General features: G+C 41.2%; 16 protein-coding genes and 1 CRISPR repeat array. Of the genes, 11 read left to right on the forward strand and 5 right to left on the reverse strand.

Features of this window, described 5'->3' with window-relative positions:
- Window positions 1-198: 198 nt before the first annotated feature.
- Window positions 199-1,773, reverse strand: a complete 1,575-nt coding sequence (locus tag ABF638_RS20410) for a pentapeptide repeat-containing protein (protein WP_435024844.1) — start codon at window positions 1,771-1,773, stop codon at window positions 199-201.
- 69 nt (window positions 1,774-1,842) lie between these two features.
- On the opposite strand from ABF638_RS20410, the gene ABF638_RS20415 reads away from it, so the two are divergent.
- Together ABF638_RS20415 and ABF638_RS20420 are read left to right on the forward strand one after the other, a co-directional pair.
- Window positions 1,843-2,682 carry a prephenate/arogenate dehydrogenase gene (locus tag ABF638_RS20415; protein WP_435024845.1) on the forward strand — a complete coding sequence of 280 codons (840 nt, stop codon included), beginning with the start codon at window positions 1,843-1,845 and terminating at the stop codon, window positions 2,680-2,682.
- 224 nt (window positions 2,683-2,906) lie between these two features.
- Window positions 2,907-3,206 carry a hypothetical protein gene (locus ABF638_RS20420; RefSeq protein ID WP_435024814.1) on the forward strand — a complete coding sequence of 100 codons (300 nt, stop codon included), beginning with the start codon at window positions 2,907-2,909 and terminating at the stop codon, window positions 3,204-3,206.
- Between the two features lie 378 nt (window positions 3,207-3,584).
- Window positions 3,585-4,990: direct repeats of the CRISPR family, unit length 37 nt; unit sequence ATTGCAATTCAACAAAATCCCTATTAGGGATTGAAAC.
- Window positions 4,991-5,154: 164 nt separating this feature from the next.
- On the opposite strand, the gene ABF638_RS20425 is transcribed toward ABF638_RS20420, so the two are convergent.
- Both ABF638_RS20425 and ABF638_RS20430 read right to left on the reverse strand, forming a co-directional pair.
- Complete coding sequence (locus tag ABF638_RS20425) at window positions 5,155-7,842, reverse strand: PAS domain-containing sensor histidine kinase (RefSeq protein ID WP_435024815.1); 2,688 nt, start codon at window positions 7,840-7,842, stop codon at window positions 5,155-5,157.
- A gap of 251 nt (window positions 7,843-8,093) precedes the next feature.
- Window positions 8,094-9,395, reverse strand: a complete 1,302-nt coding sequence (locus ABF638_RS20430; RefSeq protein ID WP_435024816.1) for an adenylate/guanylate cyclase domain-containing protein — start codon at window positions 9,393-9,395, stop codon at window positions 8,094-8,096.
- Between the two features lie 219 nt (window positions 9,396-9,614).
- On the opposite strand from ABF638_RS20430, the gene ABF638_RS20435 reads away from it, so the two are divergent.
- Window positions 9,615-11,189 (forward strand): DEAD/DEAH box helicase, encoded by a 1,575-nt coding sequence (locus tag ABF638_RS20435; RefSeq protein WP_435024846.1) that lies wholly within the window; start codon window positions 9,615-9,617, stop codon window positions 11,187-11,189.
- Window positions 11,119-12,333, forward strand: a complete 1,215-nt coding sequence (locus ABF638_RS20440) for a DUF790 family protein (protein WP_435024817.1) — start codon at window positions 11,119-11,121, stop codon at window positions 12,331-12,333. The genes ABF638_RS20435 and ABF638_RS20440 overlap by 71 nt, the downstream gene beginning before the upstream one ends.
- A 1,042-nt stretch (window positions 12,334-13,375) precedes the next feature.
- On the opposite strand, the gene ABF638_RS20445 is transcribed toward ABF638_RS20440, so the two are convergent.
- On the reverse strand, window positions 13,376-13,867 hold the full coding sequence (locus tag ABF638_RS20445; protein ID WP_435024818.1) for an orange carotenoid protein N-terminal domain-containing protein: 492 nt from the start codon (window positions 13,865-13,867) through the stop codon (window positions 13,376-13,378).
- 345 nt (window positions 13,868-14,212) lie between these two features.
- Window positions 14,213-14,611 (reverse strand): DUF6335 family protein, encoded by a 399-nt coding sequence (locus ABF638_RS20450; RefSeq protein WP_435024819.1) that lies wholly within the window; start codon window positions 14,609-14,611, stop codon window positions 14,213-14,215.
- A gap of 353 nt (window positions 14,612-14,964) precedes the next feature.
- Between ABF638_RS20450 and ABF638_RS20455 the strand changes: the two genes are divergently transcribed.
- The 7 genes from ABF638_RS20455 (at window position 14,965) to ABF638_RS20485 (ending at window position 20,142) form a co-directional block, all read left to right on the forward strand.
- Complete coding sequence (locus ABF638_RS20455) at window positions 14,965-15,366, forward strand: DUF2267 domain-containing protein (RefSeq protein ID WP_435024820.1); 402 nt, start codon at window positions 14,965-14,967, stop codon at window positions 15,364-15,366.
- Window positions 15,367-15,473: 107 nt separating this feature from the next.
- Entirely contained in the window at window positions 15,474-16,571 is a 1,098-nt protein-coding gene (locus ABF638_RS20460) for a DJ-1/PfpI/YhbO family deglycase/protease (RefSeq protein WP_435024821.1), read from the forward strand.
- Between the two features lie 201 nt (window positions 16,572-16,772).
- A complete protein-coding gene (locus tag ABF638_RS20465) occupies window positions 16,773-17,471 on the forward strand; it encodes an SRPBCC family protein (protein ID WP_435024822.1) in 699 nt (232 codons plus the stop codon).
- Window positions 17,472-17,729: 258 nt separating this feature from the next.
- Window positions 17,730-18,110 carry a hypothetical protein gene (locus ABF638_RS20470; protein WP_435024824.1) on the forward strand — a complete coding sequence of 127 codons (381 nt, stop codon included), beginning with the start codon at window positions 17,730-17,732 and terminating at the stop codon, window positions 18,108-18,110.
- A 180-nt stretch (window positions 18,111-18,290) separates the two neighbouring features.
- A complete protein-coding gene (locus tag ABF638_RS20475; RefSeq protein WP_435024825.1) occupies window positions 18,291-19,460 on the forward strand; it encodes a zinc-dependent alcohol dehydrogenase in 1,170 nt (389 codons plus the stop codon).
- An 86-nt stretch (window positions 19,461-19,546) separates the two neighbouring features.
- On the forward strand, window positions 19,547-19,888 hold the full coding sequence (locus ABF638_RS20480) for a cupin domain-containing protein (protein WP_435024826.1): 342 nt from the start codon (window positions 19,547-19,549) through the stop codon (window positions 19,886-19,888).
- A gap of 83 nt (window positions 19,889-19,971) precedes the next feature.
- Complete coding sequence (locus ABF638_RS20485; RefSeq protein WP_435024827.1) at window positions 19,972-20,142, forward strand: hypothetical protein; 171 nt, start codon at window positions 19,972-19,974, stop codon at window positions 20,140-20,142.
- Window positions 20,143-20,189: the final 47 nt, after the last annotated feature.

A 20,189-nucleotide genomic window follows, 5' to 3' on the forward strand; every position in this document is an offset into this window, starting at 1 on the left:
GTCATTTGTCATTGGTCATTTGTCATTGGTCATTTGTCATTGGTCATTTGTCATTTGTCATTGGTCATTTGTCATTTGTTTAACTAACTTTGGGTGGTTAAGTCCCCTACCTCTACAGGCAGACCGTTTTGGGTCGGAGTCTAAATCCCCGTCGTAAAACGTAATTGCGAATTGCGAATTGCGAATTGTTTTAATGCCCTATGTCCCATGACTAATATAATGAAATCCTTTGACAAAATCTATCACCATATTTAACGAAGGCAATATATCATATTTTATTGATTCATTAGATATATCATCATAAGTTGAAGCATTGAGAGCAGAGCGATTAATAAATCTTTTCCCAAAGTTGGGATGATCATAGACAATCAAAGTGTGGGCGCTGGAATTCGTTAAAATTATTTGGGTTGGGGCTTTACAAAAATTTAACTTTGCGGCTACTTCAATATTTTTTTTCATCTGTTTAATTGTTGTAGCCTGACCCCTGGCTTGTTCTAAAAGAATATTTAATTGCTCTACAATCTGGGGCGATTTTAAATCTTGTTTTGCAACAACTTCACTGTTAATCATTTCCACCATAGTGGAAATATTCTTTTGGATAGATGCCGCATCTAGAAAGGGAAGAATCACAATATAAGCAGTGGATAATAATGCTTCGTCGCTATCTACATAAAAAGTGAAAATAGTTCGACGACGACCACTTTCGATGCTTGGGGGTTGTTTTAGTCCCCGGTATTCCTGAGCAATTTGGTAGTAAGCGCCTGCGATCGCAAAATTGGCTTCGTGTTCTAGGGCTGCATCAACGATAATCCTTATTGTTGGCGGTGTTTCGTTAAAAAAATCTCGTGACTCTGCGGAATGGAAGTTTTGAACAATGGAGCGATCGCCATTTGGGCTAAGATCAACCCATTCACAAATCATACTTTCGGTTTTTAAACCAAACCTGGAGGTGGCATAAAGCTTTGCCCCAGTTAAAGTTGCTCCTGTTAAATCAGCACCAATCCATTCCGCCCTAATTAATTTTGCTTGAGTTAAATTGGCGTGTACTAAACTCGTATTCGTTAAATTGGCATTGCTTAAATCTGCGCCAATTAAATCAGCCCCGCTCAATTTTGCACCACTCAAATCTGCCCATCGGAGGTTTGCACCGCTCAAATCTGCCCATCGGAGGTTTGCACCGCTCAAATCTGCCCCGCTCAAGTTAGCATGGCTGAGATTAGCTTGTCTGAGTTCAGTTTCTCGCAAATTGGCGCCGCTCAGGTCAGAACGACTGAGGTCACTGGCGTTTAAGTTCGCCATCTCCAAGTTGGCCCCAGTCAAGGAAGCACCTCTCAAGACAGTCTCGCTCAAGTTAGCGTGGCGGAGATTGGCTTGGCGGAGTGTCGCCTCTCGCAAATCGGCACTGGTGAGGTCAGCTTCCGACAAGTCAGCGCGACTGAGATCAGCACGAATTAACTCGGCGCGGATCAATGAGGCCCCTCTAAGTTGAGCGCGACTGAGATCGGCTCGAATCAAATTAGCAACATTGAGGCTGGCGTTGTTCAAGATGGCGCTACATAGATTCGCCCCACTTAGTCTGGCGACATTCAGCTTGGCATTACTCAAGTTGGCTTCACTCAGATTCGCGCCACTCAGGTTGACTATGCTTAAATTAGCATCGCTCAGATTCACGCCACTGAGTTTGACCCCACTCAGATTGGCTTCTGGGAGGTCAACACCACTAAAGTTTAAGACTCCTGCTGCGTATTTTTCCAGTAATTCCTCTACAGTCATCGATGCTACCCCTTGGATGCCAACTTTAATAGTTGGTAAAGTCATAAAAACGGAATGTCAAAATCAAAAATGAATATTGGGATTTTAGGATTGGGACTGATTGGCGGATCTTTGGGCTTTGATTTGCGATCGCAAGGACATCATATCTTAGGAGTCAGTCGCCGTGAATCTACCTGTGAAAAGGCACTTGCTCTCGGCTGTGTTGATCAAGCATCAGTTGATCTGAGCTTGTTAGCAGCCGCAGAGGTTGTATTTATTTGTACTCCTCTAGCGCTTATTGTGCCCCAATTTGAGCAGATGATCGCTCATTTGTCTACCGCTACCATCGTGACTGATGTCGGTTCGGCGAAAGCACAGATAGTTAAGGATATTTCTCCCCTTTGGGATAATTTTATCGGTGGTCATCCAATGGCGGGAAGAACAGACAGTGGGATAGAAGCTGCACAGCGGCATTTATTTGTTGATAAACCTTATGTATTAACACCAGTAACTACAACACCAAGTAGTGTAATTACAGTTGTAGAAGAACTTGTGCGATCGCTAGGAGCTAATATCTATTATTGTCAACCAGAGCAACATGACCGCGCTGTTAGCTGGATTTCCCATTTACCTGTAATGGTCAGTTCTTCCTTGATTGCTGCTTGTTTGAGCGAAACTGACCCCGATGTTTTGGAATTAGCCCAAAAGTTAGCTAGTTCAGGTTTTCGGGATACCAGTCGTGTGGGTGGTGGGAACCCAGAGTTGGGAGTGATGATGGCGCGGTATAATCGTCAAGCATTGCTGCGATCGCTGCAACAATATCGTCACAATCTTGATGAGTTGACTAACTTAATTGAGCAAGAAAATTGGGAAGTTTTAGAGGAAAAGTTTAAATCAAGGCAACAGGCACGACCTAATTTTGTTGAATAGTAAAAATACGCCTGCCCTAGCGAATCGAATTCGCGGCTATACAGACAAAACTCACCTCCGTGGGTTTCAAATTCTTTGAGTTTGCGTAGGCAGACTTCTTTGCAAGACACTGTTCGCGTTCGTTTGTGTAGCCGCGATTTCTAAGAGACTGGTATATTTGAGATGCTCGCGTTTGATAGCTACCAAACCGATGTACCATACAGATAAATTTACAAAAATAAACAATGGTAGAACGTCCAATTAAGAAATCGGAACGTCAGGCTCAAGGAAATACTGACAACAATTCTGAAAACTCGGATTCTGTAACCCCTATTGAATCCAACCCCAAAAGCTCAAAACCGAGCCGCGATCGCTCATCTGGTGGAGGGAAAAAATCATCATATAAAGATGAAGTCAGGCAGCCTGTGAATCTTGCACTAGCGCGTGGCCCAAAACCCGTTAAACCTCCAGCCGCTAAAGTTAAAACAGAAGAACTTGAAACCGAATCAGAATCAGAATCTATCTCTGAGGAGTCTCAAGACTAACATTAGAAGTGCCGCGTGTGATGTGGGAGGCTATAAAGACTGTGATTTCTGGCTCTGAAGGCAGCGATCGCGCCCCCCATCACCATTAGGTTATTGTGTAGCTTCTCACGAGTTCCTGTATGTCAATGCGCGGAAGGGTAGGTGTACAAATTCCACAGCCCCAAAAAAGTGCTTCTATCTCAACACCAGCAAGCATTTCACCCCGCTAATCTCCCAATTATTATCCGCGCAACGTCTGAAATGCTTACAAAAAGTGGGTTTCAGCTTTCAACTTTTACCGACACTCTTTCCAAAGAAATTCTCTAATGCTATGATTGCTCTAGATTCGCGCAACCGTACCTTGAAAACTAAATACAGCTTGGCTTTCCGGCTTCTGCCATTGCAATTCAACAAAATCCCTATTAGGGATTGAAACAAGTTTTGTGGGTAATGCTGAAACTTTATTTATTGCAATTCAACAAAATCCCTATTAGGGATTGAAACTGTGTATTCATTTTTAATCAGTCCATTGACAATCTAGATTGCAATTCAACAAAATCCCTATTAGGGATTGAAACGCCATACCATCAAGGATCGTGAAAATCGTAGCAATATTGCAATTCAACAAAATCCCTATTAGGGATTGAAACAAAAGTTGTCGTGCTTCTGAAATTCTGCAACCAGTAAATTGCAATTCAACAAAATCCCTATTAGGGATTGAAACATGTGGGAGGATGGAATAACCAAACACCCAGGCCTATTGCAATTCAACAAAATCCCTATTAGGGATTGAAACATCATTGAGCTTAGTTAGCCCCATGAACGCTTGCATTGCAATTCAACAAAATCCCTATTAGGGATTGAAACCTTGGCTTATTCTTAACTTGTTAACTAAACGTAAAATTGCAATTCAACAAAATCCCTATTAGGGATTGAAACTCGCATCCCCAGCAATATGCACATCAGCTTTCTTATTGCAATTCAACAAAATCCCTATTAGGGATTGAAACCACGCGGGCCACTTCTTCCAATCAAATTGCTTTAGAATTGCAATTCAACAAAATCCCTATTAGGGATTGAAACAAATAGTTAGCCAACTAACCAAAAAGAAACCCAGAATTGCAATTCAACAAAATCCCTATTAGGGATTGAAACTGCCCAAAATCCACTACTACTAATGGAGCAAAGTATTGCAATTCAACAAAATCCCTATTAGGGATTGAAACATCTCTACCCCTCTTATTGCATTTTTCCTTGCCAATTGCAATTCAACAAAATCCCTATTAGGGATTGAAACTTTTTCATTGCTGCTTCATCATTGGCTACCAAATGAATTGCAATTCAACAAAATCCCTATTAGGGATTGAAACTTGAGCGTGGGTTGGGTGTGAGAATTTTTTACTTCTATTGCAATTCAACAAAATCCCTATTAGGGATTGAAACGCAGTAGCCTGTGGTTGATGGGGCAAGATTTGAGGTATTGCAATTCAACAAAATTCCTATTAGGGATTGAAACGACTCAAACTAAGCGTGATACTGCTGTTTCTTATTTAAATTGCAATTCAACAAAATCCCTATTAGGGATTGAAACTTGACACAGCACTGGAAAGTCTGTAATACGGGAACATTGCAATTCAACAAAATCCCTATTAGGGATTGAAACAAGCTTTAGGTAATGCTTCCGTATTATTTCTTCGATTGCAATTCAACAAAATCCCTATTAGGGATTGAAACCTCTTTTAATGACTGCTTAATTAATGCCCAATGAATTGCAATTCAACAAAATCCCTATTAGAGATTAAAACCAATACCGTTTAGTTAAAACAAAAAACAAAAAACCTCATGTAGAGACGCAATTTATCGCGTCTGATTAAGACCAATTATCTACACCAATAACCCTGAACCCAAGCGTATTAGAATTAAAACTTAAGGGTGAATTTTTAGAATTCTTCTTTGAGCTTAAATTACCCTAAATAGCTTTCATTGGCAGACTGATAACGAATGTCGCTCCCTGTCCAATTCCTGGGCTTTCGGCTGAGACAGTGCCACCGTGTAATTCTACCAAGTGACGGACGATCGCTAACCCTAATCCTAGTCCACCATGCGATCGCGTGGTGGAACTGTCAGCTTGACGAAAGCGTTCAAATACATGGGGTAGGAATTCGGCAGCAATTCCCCCTCCCGTATCACTCACCCGAATTTGTACGTAAGATTCAATTCGCTCTAATTGCACATCAACTCTTCCGCCCTTGGGTGTAAACTTGACGGCATTGGAGAGCAAATTCCACACAACCTGTTGCAAGCGGTTGGCATCACCCACAACTACCTCTACTTCCGGGTCAAATCTACAGTTAATACTAATCTCTTTCGCCTGGGCTGCTGGGTACACAGTATCGATTGCCGCCTCTACAAGTGGTGCAAGTTTTACCTTATTCATACTTAGATTGAGTGTGCCTCTAATAATCCGTGACACATCTAAAACATCTTCAATCAGTTGCGCCAGGGATTTAGTGTTCCGCTCAATTGTCTCTAGTGCCCGACTAGTCATAGTCTCATCAAACTTGCGAGTTCTAAGTAGCTGTGCCCAGCCCAGGATAGCGTTTAGTGGTGTACGGAGTTCATGGGAGAGTGTGGCCAGAAACTCATCCTTCATGCGGCTTGCTGCTTCTGCATCCGCGCGTGCTGCTTGTTCGCGTTTAAGCAGTTCTTCACGTTCTTGCTCTGCTTGCTTGCGATCGCTAATATCAATCATGAATCCATGTAGTAGCTGCGGCCCATTGTCATCGCGCACCACATTCACAATGTCATACAGCCAAACTACTCTGCCATCAGCAGCCAACATTCTGTATTCAAATTCGTAATTATTCAGTAACAGCGAAGATTCTTGACAATACTGGATAACCCACTCCCGATCTTCTGGATGTATATGTTTTGCCCAGAAATCATCGGTGTACCACTCTGACAATGGATAGCCCAGAATCTCAACAGTTTGTGGCCCTACATAAGTAAAATTCCCGGTAGTGGCATTTACCTCCCAAGGAATCATGCGGACTTTTTCGGTGAGTGTTTTTAACCGTTTCTCGCTCTGTTTGAGAGCTGCTTCTGCTAACTTATGAAGTGTAATATCTGTAATTAGGGCAACAAATCCTGCAACTTTTCCCTGCTGACTAAACTGGGGAATGTAAGTAACATTCATGTAATGGTTTGTGCCATCTTTATGAGGTAATTGGGTTTCGTAATTTACCTGCTCTCCTGAGAGTACTGCTTCTACATAAGGGAGAATCGACTGATAAACCGACTCTCCCAGAATTTCTCTAATGTGTTTACCAGAAATTTCGGAAGCAGGAATCCCAAACCAGTGTTCATATCCTTTGTTATTAAAGCGATAACGCTGCTCACCATCAACATAGGAAATCTGGACGGGCACCGCATTTGTAATCAGGCGCAGTTCATCTTCTCGTTGACGCAGTGCTGTTTCTGCCATTTTCTGCTCTGTGATGTCGCGTTGAGTTCCCCAAGCTCTAACTAAAAGGCCATTTTCGACAACTCCCACCAGATTATTCAAAAAATATTTGGAATTACCTTGCTTATCTATTTCGTGGGACTCAGCATCGATTAGTCGGTAGTTAGAACGGATAAAATTACGCAGGTATGCAATATTATGTGGATCGGAGGCAACAAGAAAGTCTCCTAGTCTGACGCCGATAATTTCTTCGGCACGAGAACAGCCATACATCTGCGCCATAACATTGTTGCATTCTGCCAGATAAACATATTGGTAAAAATGTTCAATTTGTGCATCTTCTGGACAATCTACTGAAATTGGTACTTCCAGTTTGATGCACCAAATACCTTCTGAACTCTGCTCTAAAAAAGTGCGGTAGCGTTCTTCGCTTTTAGAAAGGGCAAGCTCTGCTTGTTTGCGTTGACTTAAATCAAGTACAAAAGAGATAATCTCGTTAGGATTATTTTCTAACAAAGCAGAACTTAACAGGATAGGAACGCGACTGTTATCTTTGCGGATGTATTCGTTCTCAAAGGGCTGACATACAGCTTTGGTTGTGAGTTCTGCGTAGGCGTAGCCCGCCATAGGCATCGCACTGTTGTTAGCTTCAATATATTCTGGTGGTATCATATCGCGCCATCGGACTCGCCCTGCTTGCAAATCCTCCTGGGAATAACCTACCATTCGTAAAAAAGCATCATTAGCCTCTGCGATCGCTCCATCCATCTTGGTTACAATTACCCCAATAATGTTGGACTCTATCAACCTTGTAAACCTTGCCTCGCTCACCTGTAGCTTCTGCAAACTCGTTTGAAGATGTTGTTTGGCAGTGCGTAACTCTGAGTTCAGCAAGTTAATAATTGTTGTCACAACCACAAATAAGCCTAACCGCAGCATGTTGTCTAGATTTGCAACCAGGAGCGAAAACACTGGCTCTAAGAAAAAGTAGCTGACGGCTAAAGTAGACAAAGCAGTAGCCAGCAACCCTGCTTCCATGCCGCCATACCAGGCACTAACCGCCACGGCAGCAAAAAACAGCAGGAAAAGACTTGATTTCAGTAGTGGCTGTAGCAATAGTGTCAGTAGCAATACGCTACCAACAGCCAATAGTGCCACAGCATAGGGCGCTAGAAGGGAACGTGTTCCTTTCAATTTAGCTTCTCCTTTTATGCAGCTAGCTAAAGGATTATTCCCAAAATCAGCTAGAAAATGTGTAGGCGTCTTGTCGTAGACATCGCTTAACTTTTATTATGCATCGGAAAAATACACACATAAGCAGTTACTTGCCGCGAATCTATCTAAAGTAGTAAAACAGAGTTTTAGCAAAGGTTGAATAAGCTGATAATTGCCGCTCTAATTATATATGTTTTATTTTGGAGTATCCGTCAAAAAGTATAGATTTATTAAGTTTTGACATTAATTCCCTTGAGTATATAAGTCATCATTTCACCTTTACCTTTTACCTGAATTAAACCTCGTTTTTCCAATAAGTAATTATCCTTTAAAAACTGATAACTTGCTTCACAAACCTGGATACTACCTGCAATACCATGCGATTCCATTCTACTTGCCGTATTGACTGTATCTCCCCAAAGGTCGTAGGCAAACTTTTTCAGCCCGATCACTCCTGCGACTACTGGCCCTGTACTAATGCCAACGCGGATGCAAAAGGATTGGTTATTTTCTTCGTTAAATGTAGCTACAGCCTTTTGCATATCCAAGGCCATATTAGCGATTGCCGGAGCATGGTTGTTAGACTGATTTGGCAACCCTGCAACAGCCATATATGCATCGCCAATAGTTTTGATTTTCTCTACCCCATGACGTTCTGCCAATTGGTCGAACAAACAGAATATTGTATTTAATAGCTCGACTAATTCCGCAGGAGATGTACGACTTGAAAGCTCTGTAAAGCCAACAATATCGGCAAATAAAACCGTAACTTCCAGAAAGCTATCGGCAATAGTTGTCGGTTGTTGTTTTAATTGTTCTGCAATCATCTCTGGCAGAATATTTAGTAGCAGCCGTTCTGATTTGTACTGCGCTAGTTCCATTGCTTTACGGGCGTAAAATTCTTTTTTTCGCAAGCGCTCGTATAAATAGACAGAGAAGACACAAATCATGCAAGTCCAAAATAAATATAAACCCTGCTCAATGTAGAAAGCTGATGGATGCGTTAATTGGGGACTATACAATAAATATAAAATTAAATAGCAAATAATTGTTCCTATTTGTGATATTAAATGTAACCACCATTGTACTGGAACGATTGTAGCCTGAGTCAGAAACATCAAAGTCCAGATATTACTTCTAGGTTCTAGATTATTAAACAGCAAAGCTACATCAATTTGGACGGCACAAGTTACAGACCAGCATAAACTCAAAAAAATTAAATTTGGGTAACGACGACCTATAGAGGTTTTACATAAACCCCAACAAATGAGCGTGAATAATTCTACTACAATACCGATTTTAAAGGCATATATTTTGCCTTGTAATTGGGAATTTGCCCAGAGAAAAAAAGCGATTAAAGTCAAGCCAGATACCAACATAATCTGTGCCTGTAATTGCAGCCGTTTCAGCAGAAAACTCTGTCGCTGTTCTTTGTAGGATTCGGCAAGGTTATTGTTGGTTTGCCGATAGGACATTCCGTGACTAATGAGCGCATCGAGTTGGTTTTTGTCGGAGTTAGTTGGATGAATCATGCACTTTTTGCGTTATTAGTAATCAAGGGAGTGGGGAGTGAGGAGTGGGTACTGGGTACTGGGTACTGGGTGCTGGGTACTGGGTGCTGGGTTCTGGAGGCTAGGAACTTGCGGACTAGTTTTCCTATACCTAATTTTCAATATTCAATATCCAATCCCCAATCCCTAGTCCCCAATCCCCAATCCCCAGTCCCCAATCCCCAATCCCCAGTCCCCAAAATGGCTCGTACCCCTACATTAAATTTTGATCGTGGCACATTAATTCTGCATCCACCACCACGTGGCAAAGGTTGGATGGACTATGCGACGTGGGATGATAGAGTTGAAAAATTCCGCATTCCAGCAATTAGATACCGATCGCTAGTAGAAGCATTACAAGCGGAAGATGTTTATTTTATCGATGAGGCGAAAGAATTCTATCCTGTAGACTTGGTTCCCACTCTAGAAATGGAACCCTATCCCCACCAAACTGAGGCGCTAGCGGCTTGGAAACTGGCGGGTAGGCAGGGGGTTATTGTGCTTCCCACGGCGGCGGGAAAGACTTATTTGGCGCAAATGGCGATGCAGTCAACACCGCGCACGACGCTGATTGTGGTGCCAACCTTGGATTTAATGCATCAGTGGTATGCACACCTAGTAGCGGCTTTCCCCGATGCTGAGGTGGGATTGCTGGGAGGTGGTTCGCGGGATAGAACGGCAATTTTAGTTGCAACTTATGATAGTGCAGCAATTCACGCTGAGACGTTGGGAAATCAATATGCGTTGATTGTTTTTGACGAATGTCATCATTTACCCACAGATTTTAATCGGGTGATTGCTGAATATGCGATCGCACCTTATCGCTTGGGACTCTCCGCAACACCAGAACGCACCGATGGTAAACACGCTGACTTAAATATCCTCATTGGTCAAGAAGTATATCGCAAACGCGCCGAAGATTTGGCGGGGAAAGCCTTAGCAGAACATGAAATTGTCCAAATTAAGGTCAAATTATCGCAACTTGAGCGCGAAAGATATAACCAACTAATTCAAACCCGCAATGATTTTTTGAAGCAATCCAAGATTTCTTTAGGGAGTCTGCAAGGTTGGCAAATGTTCGTCCAAATGAGTGCGCGATCGCAATCTGGACGGAGAGCGATGTTAGCGCATCGGGAAGCGAAAGATATTGCTTTGGGTACTGATGGTAAATTGCGAATTCTAATTAATTTATTAGCAGAACATTATCCGGCAAGAATTTTGATTTTTACTGCTGATAATGCAACAGTTTATCGGATTTCTCAAGAGTTGCTAATTCCGGCAATTACTCATCAAACTCCTGTGAAAGAACGGCATGAGATATTAACAAAGTTTCGAGAGGGTCAATATAATACTTTGGTTGCTTCTCACGTGTTGAATGAAGGTGTTGATGTGCCGGCGGCTTCTGTGGCGATTATTTTATCGGGAACTGGTTCGGCTAGGGAGTATACTCAGCGATTGGGGAGGATTTTACGGAAGGGGAATATTGAGAATAAACAGGCAATTTTATATGAAGTAGTGGCGGAGGATACGAGTGAAGAAGGGACTTCGGCTAGGCGAAGAGGGGAGAGGAAGGTAGAGGGAGAAAAGAAAGGGAAGTTACAGGTTGTGTATGGGAGTGGGAAGGAAAAAAGTTTGAAGGCTGCGGAACAGATAGAAATTAATTATTCAACCGGAAATCCAAAATCTAAAATCCAAAATTCAGCAGATGTTACCGACAGATTTACTGATGCACCGCCAAAACGGGGAGGAGATCATCCCGAAGAGACTGAAGATTGATCAAAAAACTTCGGAGTTGGCGATTGAGTTAATTAATTATTTTCAATCAGCAGTGGGTAAAACTCAAGGTGTGCTTGAGCGACAACTGACTGACTTTGAAGGAGATTCAACAGATTATCGTGTGAAACGGGGATTAGCTTATATTCTCAAAAGTAGTTTTTGCACTTTTGAAGTGGTTAGTCCTCTGGAACCACAAATGTTAAGAGAACGAGTGTTTTCTCTAGCTGCAAAGTCTGTTTCTAGTCGAGAATCAACACAAGTTACTCTGAGTAAAATTGCCGATGAGTTAACTCAAGAACTTGAGCGGGAAGTTTTATTAGAACAGGTTCGGAATGGATTATATGCTGATTTATCTGAAAATAAGATTTTGACAGTTTTTGATGCACCAACAGCACCAGATTTGTTAAATAGATATAACTTATCTCAGGTGCAGGGTGTATTTTATAAAGCCAGCCAACTTGTATTAAATGCCCACCGGAATGTTCCGGGAGAATATAAGCTGTTATTTCGCTATCTAAAGTTGTTTCAATTGATGGCTTATATTGAGGGTGATGCTGACCACGGGTTTACAATTACCATTGATGGGCCGACTAGCTTGTTTAATCCTAGTACACGATATGGGTTAGCGATCGCTAAACTTATTCCCGCTTTACTTCACGTTACTAAATGGAGTCTTTCTTCCATTCTCAAAACCCGCGACGCCTATACAAATAGTTGGAAAACTGGACGTTTCACCCTCAATTCCGAATGTGGTTTAGTATCCCACTATCCACCGGGAAAGCCCTACGATAGTATGCTAGAAGCATCCTTTGCTGATAAATGGGATGCGTTGAAAAGTGGTTGGGCATTAGAACGAGAAGTTGATTTGATACCAATCCCTGGTAGTGTGATGATTCCCGATTTTCGCTTGGTGCATCCTGATGGACGCACTTTCTTATTAGAAATTGTTGGGTATTGGCGGCCTGAATATTTACAAAAAAAGTTTTCTCAGGTGCGACGGGCTGGACGTGATGACTTGATTTTGGCAATTTCCGAACGACTTAATTTAGAAAAGGCGGGAGTAAAATTAAATGATGTCCCCGCTAGAATTGTTTGGTTTAAAGATAAGTTATTGCCGAAAGCTGTGTTAGCTGTAATGGATTAACTCATCGCACGGCTACGAAAACATCGCAAGTCTTTCCGACACCCTGCTGCGAATGCTCCTTTTGGTAAATACAGAATTGATACTTAGAAAATAGATATCTTGCAACAATTTATGTTGGCAGTGTATCTATTTACCTTGTGGGCAATGTATCATAAGTTAAGTATTAAATAACTCTGAATACTATTTAGCGATCGCCTCTATTTAAAGAATTAAATATTGAGATATATAGCTTTCATCGATCAACATGTTTATCAGTCATAATAACTTATGGTAAATTAGTCACAATTTTGTGTTTCCCATAGATATTATTTGGTATTAAATTTTAATAAACTAATTAAATATCCAATGTAAAAAATTAACTATTCCTCTTACTTATCTATATAATTTTAAACATTCAAACTTAGATAAAAAGCTAGAATATTAATACAACTAAAGTATATTTAAACCAACCAAAAGACAGATTAAATCAACTATAATTACTTTTAATATATTGATTACAAAACAAAGGGCGTTACGACTGTAGGGTGCAACTTACCTAAAGACATAGATGATCACAGAGTAAGAGTTTTAGTTTTTACTCTGTGTTTATTTGTTCAAAAAAATAAACAAGCCAGTCATCAAAATTCAGCTTTATATCAAGCGATTGGCTAGCATAGAAGCTTTAAGATGATGTTTAAAAAGTCCTCTTGTCGGTAGTAAAACGTTCTAGATCCCCCTAAATCCCCCTTTTTAAGGGGGACTTTGATTCCAGTTCCCCTTAAAAAGGGGGGCTAGGGGGGATCTAGAAGTACTTAAGTATCACAGCCGACCACTTTTCAAACAATCTCTAAGAGAATGGAAATCAATGGTTGTAATACCCTTAACTTATGAGGTTTGTACTGTGTATCGTCGGCAAAAGTTGCTAACACTAATCACCGGAAAACCTACTGAAGAGTCAAGACGTTATATTTTCTAAGTCATTCTATTACAACCAAATTAACTTGGTATAACAACCATCGTCATCCAAAAACTAAATAGGTAGTCTCAATGAGGCTAAGGAATGCTAAATTTCGGCACCTGCTTTTGATTCGGCACCCATCGGCGAAACATAATCGCGGAAAAGAGTAATCTGTTGCTCAAATTCTAATCCTTGAATTCTGCCAAACAACGCTTTAGCTTCTGAAGAAAGTTGATAATCATCAGGCATGGGAATAATAGTGGCATTTTCCATACCTTGAGATAATCGATACCAAAATAGTAGCTTGGTGGTATCACCTAAAGAGCCATATTCACGAGAAATTTGGGTATCCACTTTATTAATCAAATCACGCTGAACTTGTAATTGTTGTTCGTGAGATAATTCCTTAACTTGATTAAACAAACCTTCAGCGATTTCTGAAGAAGCAGTGCTAGCACCAGGAGCGGCTGGCGTAATTGAACCGCCTATTTCTTTATAGATAAACCAAAACAAAGCGAGTTGTTGATCCACATTTAAGTTTTGCCAAGCCTGAACATGTTCACGAATAGTTGGATCGTTAGTTTGTGTGTATGTCATGATTAACTCCAATTGCATTTACTAGTACTATTAGCAACATTAACAAATGTATATTTGTACTTTTACCCTACTGAAGACAGATGTCTTGGAATCATAAAGAAGAAGAATTTTTAGTGATGTAATCAAAGTATTACAGCTAGATATTCACCCAAAATCAACAGCTAAAATAATGCTTGGCAAGGGTAAGTTAAAGAAATTAGCAGTTGGAATACTAATTTATTTAGAGATTTTCAAGAGCTATTTCGGTGGATAGATGTTAATTTTATTGTGGCAGCACTTAGAAAAGCACTGCCTAATTTAGAGACATCCAATTTATGAATGTAGAGTTTTGAATTGTTATTGAGCTTATTCTCGCCGATTTTGATAGTCTTCAGAAGACTTTGGATCTAACTCCCAGCGATCGCCATCACGGTCTTCTAAGATATCATTGGTATGGAGAAATTCAGAATCATCCATTTCTAGCCCCACTGCGGCTCCTATATCCTCAGTTACATTTTGATCTGGAGTAGAAGCAGTACCACCAACAGCCTCATCTCCAACTGCATCTGCATCTTGCCAATAAGCATCAACATCTCCACCAGTGAGTTCAGGACTAGTTTCTGTGTACTCCTGTCTTTGTGCTGCCATTGAGCGCCCACCAATATTGTATCCCGGCAAGTCTTTCACACCAGTACCGTAGGATTCGGTAATTTCTTCTGGCAAATCATTGCTTTTGTTTTCGTCATGATGATTTTTTTCTGCCATGATACTAGCCCTTTTCTGCATTCTCACAATAACGTTTTCCTGTCACAAACTTGTCTAACTAGAGATGTATAGCTAATAAAATAATCTATCCCCTGGGAACGAAGCTAAACTAGCGATCGCACCATAAGATTGTAAATATGAATTCATGGTCAAGCAACTTGTAGTTGAAGTTTTTAGTTATGAGTTAGGAGTTATTAAACCGAAACTATTCAGTAGCTAATTTCTGACTCGTAACTATTTTATTCAAAAAAAATAAATTTTTAAGTTTAGCATTTTAACTTTTATTGATGTTTTAAAACACCTGAATGCTAAACAAAAAGATATTCAATAATTTTGAGCAGCGGAGGTACACAGTGGAATACGACGAGTTCATTACACACGTACAAAGCCTTGCCCAATCAGATTCTCGTGAAGAGGCAGAACGCGCTACCCGTGCCACATTAGAAACCCTTAAAGAACGGATAGCTGGTGATGAAGCACAAGAACTAGCTGCAAATTTGCCCCAACCATTAGGCGATTATTTGCGAGGAAGAGAAGGGGATAGTGGTAAGACTTTCAACTTGCAAGAGTTTATTACGCGTGCAAGTCAAAAAGAAAATATAGAACCAACCACGGCTGTAATTCACGTTCGGGCTGTATTTGCAGTATTGCAAAATGCCATTAGCCCAGAAACATTTGCAGCTTTTCACGCTTATTTTTCTCACGATTACGAAGAACTATTTACTATTTCACCAACAGGTGAAGTACCTGCATAGTAGGAACTTCAAGATTTTTCTTCTTAAAAATCTTGGTTGTTAAACTGTCCTCATCGATAAATATTGTAGCTAGTTAAATACTAGAAATAAACAGGTAATACCATTTTATGACTGACCATAACAATCATTCCGGTAAGAAAAAAGTTGCTATCCTCATTGAACAAGCAGTAGAGGATGCAGAATTTACAGTTCCTTATAATGGACTAAAACAAGCAGGAATGGAGGTAGTAGTCCTTGGTTCCCGAATGAATGAAAAATATAAGGGCAAACGCGGTAAACTTAGCATCCAAGCTGATGGTACTACAACAGAAGCGATCGCAGCCGAATTTGATGCAGTGGTGATTCCCGGTGGTATGGCGCCCGACAAAATGCGACGCAACCTCAACACAGTACGCTTTGTACAAGAGGCTATACAACAAGGGAAATTAGTCGCTGCGGTTTGTCACGGCCCACAAGTTTTGATTGAAGGCGACTTGCTCAAAGGTAAACAAGTCACTGGGTTTAGCGCTATTGCTAAGGACATGATTAACGCTGGCGCAAATTATGTAGATGAGCCGGTGGTAGTTGACGGAAATTTAATTACATCTCGTGAACCCGGAGACTTGGCAATTTTCACCACAGCTATTTTGAGCCGTTTGGGTTATGGTGGCAAAGATGCTGCATTACCAAATGAAAAAGACACAACTGCTGAATGGTGGAAACTGGCTGATGCTTGGGGTGGCTCAACTAAAGGTGATATTAGCAGAGGTTTAAATACTGCCCTTACTGGTGAACGTTATTCACTGGAAGCATTGGATAAGTACTTTGAAAAGGAATCAGATAGCCAAATCAAATCACTCTTTCAAGAGATGATTGGTAATAAACAACGCCACATTGAAAAGCTAGAAACCTATCTTCAGCTATTGGGTGAGAAACCCTCTTTAGGCGCAAATATTGCCAATCAGTACGCCAAAGTGAAAACTGCCTTGACAGGAAGCGATGACATATATCAGTTGCGTTCTGCTTTAGGAGATGTACAAACTGGTATCGGCGATATTGGCAATTTGTGTGCAACGTACACTGACCCAGTAGCAACTGCTATTTTCAAAGAAATTTACCACGATTTATTGAAATACGAACAGCGATTAGTAGAGTTGTATCGGGCGCGGATAGGTGCTCAGATTCAGCCTCCTAAGCCGACTACAGGGGCAGCTGTATCAATGTAACGGAACGAACCGCAGAGGCGCAGTCTGTCCCAAAAGTTTTGAAGGGTTATAAAAGTTTGTAGTAAGGACTTTAGTCCTGGATTTTTAAGCACTTAAGTGCTTACTACAAACCTTGCAAAATTAATGGGACAGACCACTAGAAACAAGAAAGTTTAGTTTTTGCACCTCTTTGGTTAATTTACTGTGATGGAGAGATAAAAAGTGACTTCGACATCAGGTGATAAACTTACCACCAGTCAGAGTGAAGCTAGTGAAGTAGAGCGTTGGGCATCTCTCATCGGTGGCGGTGCGATGGTGCTGATGGGTTTAAAACAAGGTTCATTGCGGGGAGCGCTAACGGCTTTAGCAGGTGGCGGTTTGATTTATCAAGGTGCAACCAAGCAAAGCACAATCCAGCAAGCACAGGAAGCAATAGGGATAAACCAACCCATCAAAGTTGAAAAGACGGTAACAATTAATAAATCGGCAGAAGAATTGTATCGCTTTTGGCACAACTTTGAGAATCTGCCCACATTTATGAAGCATCTTAAATCTGTCAAGGTGTACAACGAAAAACGTTCTCATTGGATAGCCAATGCACCTTTAGGTAACAGCGTAGAATGGGATGCAGAAATTCTCGAAGACCGGGAAAATGAATTTATTTCTTGGGCTTCTGTGGAAGGTGCAGACGTTGATAATTCTGGTTTTGTCCGCTTCAAAAAAGCACCAGTCGATCGCGGTACGGAAGTAAAGATTGTCTTGGAGTATAACCCACCAGGTGGAGCATTGGGAGCTACCGTAGCTAAACTTTTTGGTGAAGAACCAGAACAGCAAATTGGTGATGAATTGCGCCGCTTTAAAATGCTAATGGAAGCAGGTGAAATTGCCACAACTGAAGGTCAACCTTCTGGACATAATTAGTTTTAACAAACGCCTGAAAATAGCGAAAAGTTTGCCAAAGCAGAAGTGATTAACTACTTCCTAGTTAATGCTGGCGAAGTGTTGAAAGAGATGCATAGTGGTCGTGGTGACGATTGTATTTAGATGAGGCATCCCACGATCATCACATTTTTCAACAAGAAAAGGATAACTCCATCAAAGTTATTCCTTAACCCTGAATGGTAAACAATCATTCAGCTTTTTGAGTTGTACACCCAACAGAATGCAATTGAGGTTTTTATGAATCGAGTAATTTCATGGTTGCGGAATATTCGGATCTCCCAAGTACTTGTAGTTTTCTTGGTAGGATTTATGTTTTTACTTGGTCAAGCTTTTAGCTCCGCTAACATAGCTCAAGCTGATGTTAGGACTCCAGAGGGTACTTATTATAAAGGTGTACCAGATCAGCAAGGTGAAATCAGAAACGATACCCAAATTAGAAATGCCCAAAATCCATTAAAAGGTGCTGCTGATAATATCCGTGAAAAGCTAAATTTGGATGAAGAAACTCCTAGAGCTACAAAAGATTTTCTGAAGTCTACAAAAAACAAAGTTGGAGAAAATGGTCAACCATTAACTAAAACGGAAGAAGGTTATTACCGAACTCCTGCTACCAGATAACGAAGAAATAGGGTCTAAGCTTATAACAATTTTTAAGTCTCATTGTTTGACTAATATATTGTCGCATAAGCTTTGAGTAGTTACTGAGACGTGATAATTATCGCGTCTCTAAATTAGACCCAATCAAGATATTTATCTTGATATTATTTAGCCATAAATTCTAATTAAGGACTAATAGTTATGAAAGCAGTTTGCTGGTATGGAGCAAACGATGTGCGGGTGGAAACAGTTCCCGAACCCAAAATTATCAATCCACGTGATGCCATTATTAAAATTACTTCCACAGCAATTTGTGGTTCTGATTTGCATCTTTACAACGGCTACATCCCCACAATGGAAAAGGGCGATATCCTTGGTCATGAATTCATGGGGGAAGTCGTAGAACTGGGAAGTGCAGTTAAAAATGTGAACGTAGGCGATCGCGTGGTTGTTCCTTTCACTATTTCCTGCGGTAACTGCTTTTTCTGCAATCGGGATTTATGGTCACTGTGCGATAACTCTAACCCCAATGCTTGGTTAGTAGAAAAGCAAATGGGTCATTCACCATCAGGTCTATTTGGCTACTCTCACTTATTTGGTGGTTACGCTGGTGGTCAAGCCGAGTATGCACGAGTGCCATTTGCCGATGTTGGTCTGTTCAAAATTCCCGATGGTTTGACGGATGAGCAAGTACTATTTTTAACTGATATTTTCCCCACGGGATATATGGCAGCTGAAAACTGCAACATCCAACCCGGTGATATTGTCGCCGTTTGGGGTTGTGGGCCAGTGGGACAATTTGCTATTCAAAGCGCATATCTTCTTGGCGCAGAACGGGTTATTGCCATTGACCGCATTCCTGAACGCCTACAAATGGCTAAAGAATACGGTAAAGCTGAAGTCCTTAACTACGAAGAAGTGGATGTTGGTGAAGCACTCAAAGAAATGACCGGCGGTCGTGGCCCCGATGCTTGCATGGATGCAGTAGGAATGGAGGCACACGGCACAGATTTTATGGCGTTGTACGACCAAGTAAAGCAAGCAGTACGTTTAGAAACAGACCGTCCGACGGCATTACGACAAGTAATTGTGTCTTGTCGCAAAGGTGGTCACGTCTCAATTCCAGGTGTATACGGTGGCTTTGTAGACAAAGTGCCGATGGGTGCTGCCATGAACAAGGGACTAACCTTGAAAATGGGACAAACACACGTCCACAAGTATCTAAAACCTTTGCTAGAACACGTTCAAAACGGTGATATCGATCCAACCTTTATCATCACTCACAGATTACCTCTAGAACAAGCGCCCCACGGCTACGAAATTTTTAAGGACAAGAAAGATAACTGCATCAAAGTTGTACTCAAACCGTAATGGGAGTGGGGATGAGGGAGATGAGGGGACAAGGAAAATAACCATACTCAATGCCCAAAGTTTAAAAGTATAAAGAGGCAAAAAATATGTCTGATACAACCGTTATCAAAGTAGACTCTAGCCATTCTCCTAAAGGTCAACTTGGTCAGAAATATCTTGCATCTGGCAAAAGCATTTCCATGCGCCTGTGGGAGAATGAGCAACCAAATGAACCTAAAGATTCAACAGCACGGGAATATGAGACTGTTGGTTACGTAATTAGTGGTCGTGCAGAATTACATATTGAAGGGCAAACCATTCTACTAGAGTCTGGGAGTTCTTGGGTAGTACCAAAAGGAGCTAGCCACACCTATAAAATTCTAGAACCATTCACTGCTGTTGAAGCAACCAGTCCACCCGCTCAAGTTCACGGGCGAGATGAAAACTGATTTGCAGTGATCTAAAATTTTACGATCGCTAAAAAATTAGCGCCGCTTTCAATTGCACGGAACATAGAGCATCCATAGGGGGAATGGCACTAAGAAAAGGGAAAATCGTTGAGGCAGCAGGGGAGCAGAGGAGCAAAGGAGCAGGGGAGAAAGAAGAAATTTTAGGCATTGCGTTCATATATTTAGAAATTCCCCTCTGCCCCTCTGCTCCCCTGCCCCTCTGCAATCCTTACGCCGCTTACCTTTCAGCTTAACTTAGTGCCATTCTCTATAGGGGAACAAGAATATTGTTCCTCTTTAT

It is taken from the genome of Nostoc sp. CALU 1950, assembly GCF_051172895.1.
In the GTDB taxonomy this organism is placed as follows: Bacteria; Cyanobacteriota; Cyanobacteriia; order Cyanobacteriales; family Nostocaceae; genus Nostoc; species Nostoc edaphicum_A.

What these genes read in the sequence shown, in the direction of transcription:
- ABF638_RS20410 (WP_435024844.1), bottom strand. Translation starts at nt 1,773, where the DNA reads ATGACTGTAGAGGAATTACTGGAAAAATACGCAGCAGGAGTCTTAAAC.
- ABF638_RS20415 (WP_435024845.1), top strand. Translation starts at nt 1,843, where the DNA reads ATGAATATTGGGATTTTAGGATTGGGACTGATTGGCGGATCTTTGGGC.
- ABF638_RS20420 (WP_435024814.1), top strand. Translation starts at nt 2,907, where the DNA reads ATGGTAGAACGTCCAATTAAGAAATCGGAACGTCAGGCTCAAGGAAAT.
- ABF638_RS20430 (WP_435024816.1), bottom strand. Translation starts at nt 9,395, where the DNA reads ATGATTCATCCAACTAACTCCGACAAAAACCAACTCGATGCGCTCATT.
- ABF638_RS20435 (WP_435024846.1), top strand. Translation starts at nt 9,615, where the DNA reads ATGGCTCGTACCCCTACATTAAATTTTGATCGTGGCACATTAATTCTG.
- ABF638_RS20440 (WP_435024817.1), top strand. Translation starts at nt 11,119, where the DNA reads ATGTTACCGACAGATTTACTGATGCACCGCCAAAACGGGGAGGAGATC.
- ABF638_RS20445 (WP_435024818.1), bottom strand. Translation starts at nt 13,867, where the DNA reads ATGACATACACACAAACTAACGATCCAACTATTCGTGAACATGTTCAG.
- ABF638_RS20450 (WP_435024819.1), bottom strand. Translation starts at nt 14,611, where the DNA reads ATGGCAGAAAAAAATCATCATGACGAAAACAAAAGCAATGATTTGCCA.
- ABF638_RS20460 (WP_435024821.1), top strand. Translation starts at nt 15,474, where the DNA reads ATGACTGACCATAACAATCATTCCGGTAAGAAAAAAGTTGCTATCCTC.
- ABF638_RS20470 (WP_435024824.1), top strand. Translation starts at nt 17,730, where the DNA reads ATGAATCGAGTAATTTCATGGTTGCGGAATATTCGGATCTCCCAAGTA.
- ABF638_RS20475 (WP_435024825.1), top strand. Translation starts at nt 18,291, where the DNA reads ATGAAAGCAGTTTGCTGGTATGGAGCAAACGATGTGCGGGTGGAAACA.
- ABF638_RS20480 (WP_435024826.1), top strand. Translation starts at nt 19,547, where the DNA reads ATGTCTGATACAACCGTTATCAAAGTAGACTCTAGCCATTCTCCTAAA.
- ABF638_RS20485 (WP_435024827.1), top strand. Translation starts at nt 19,972, where the DNA reads ATGGCACTAAGAAAAGGGAAAATCGTTGAGGCAGCAGGGGAGCAGAGG.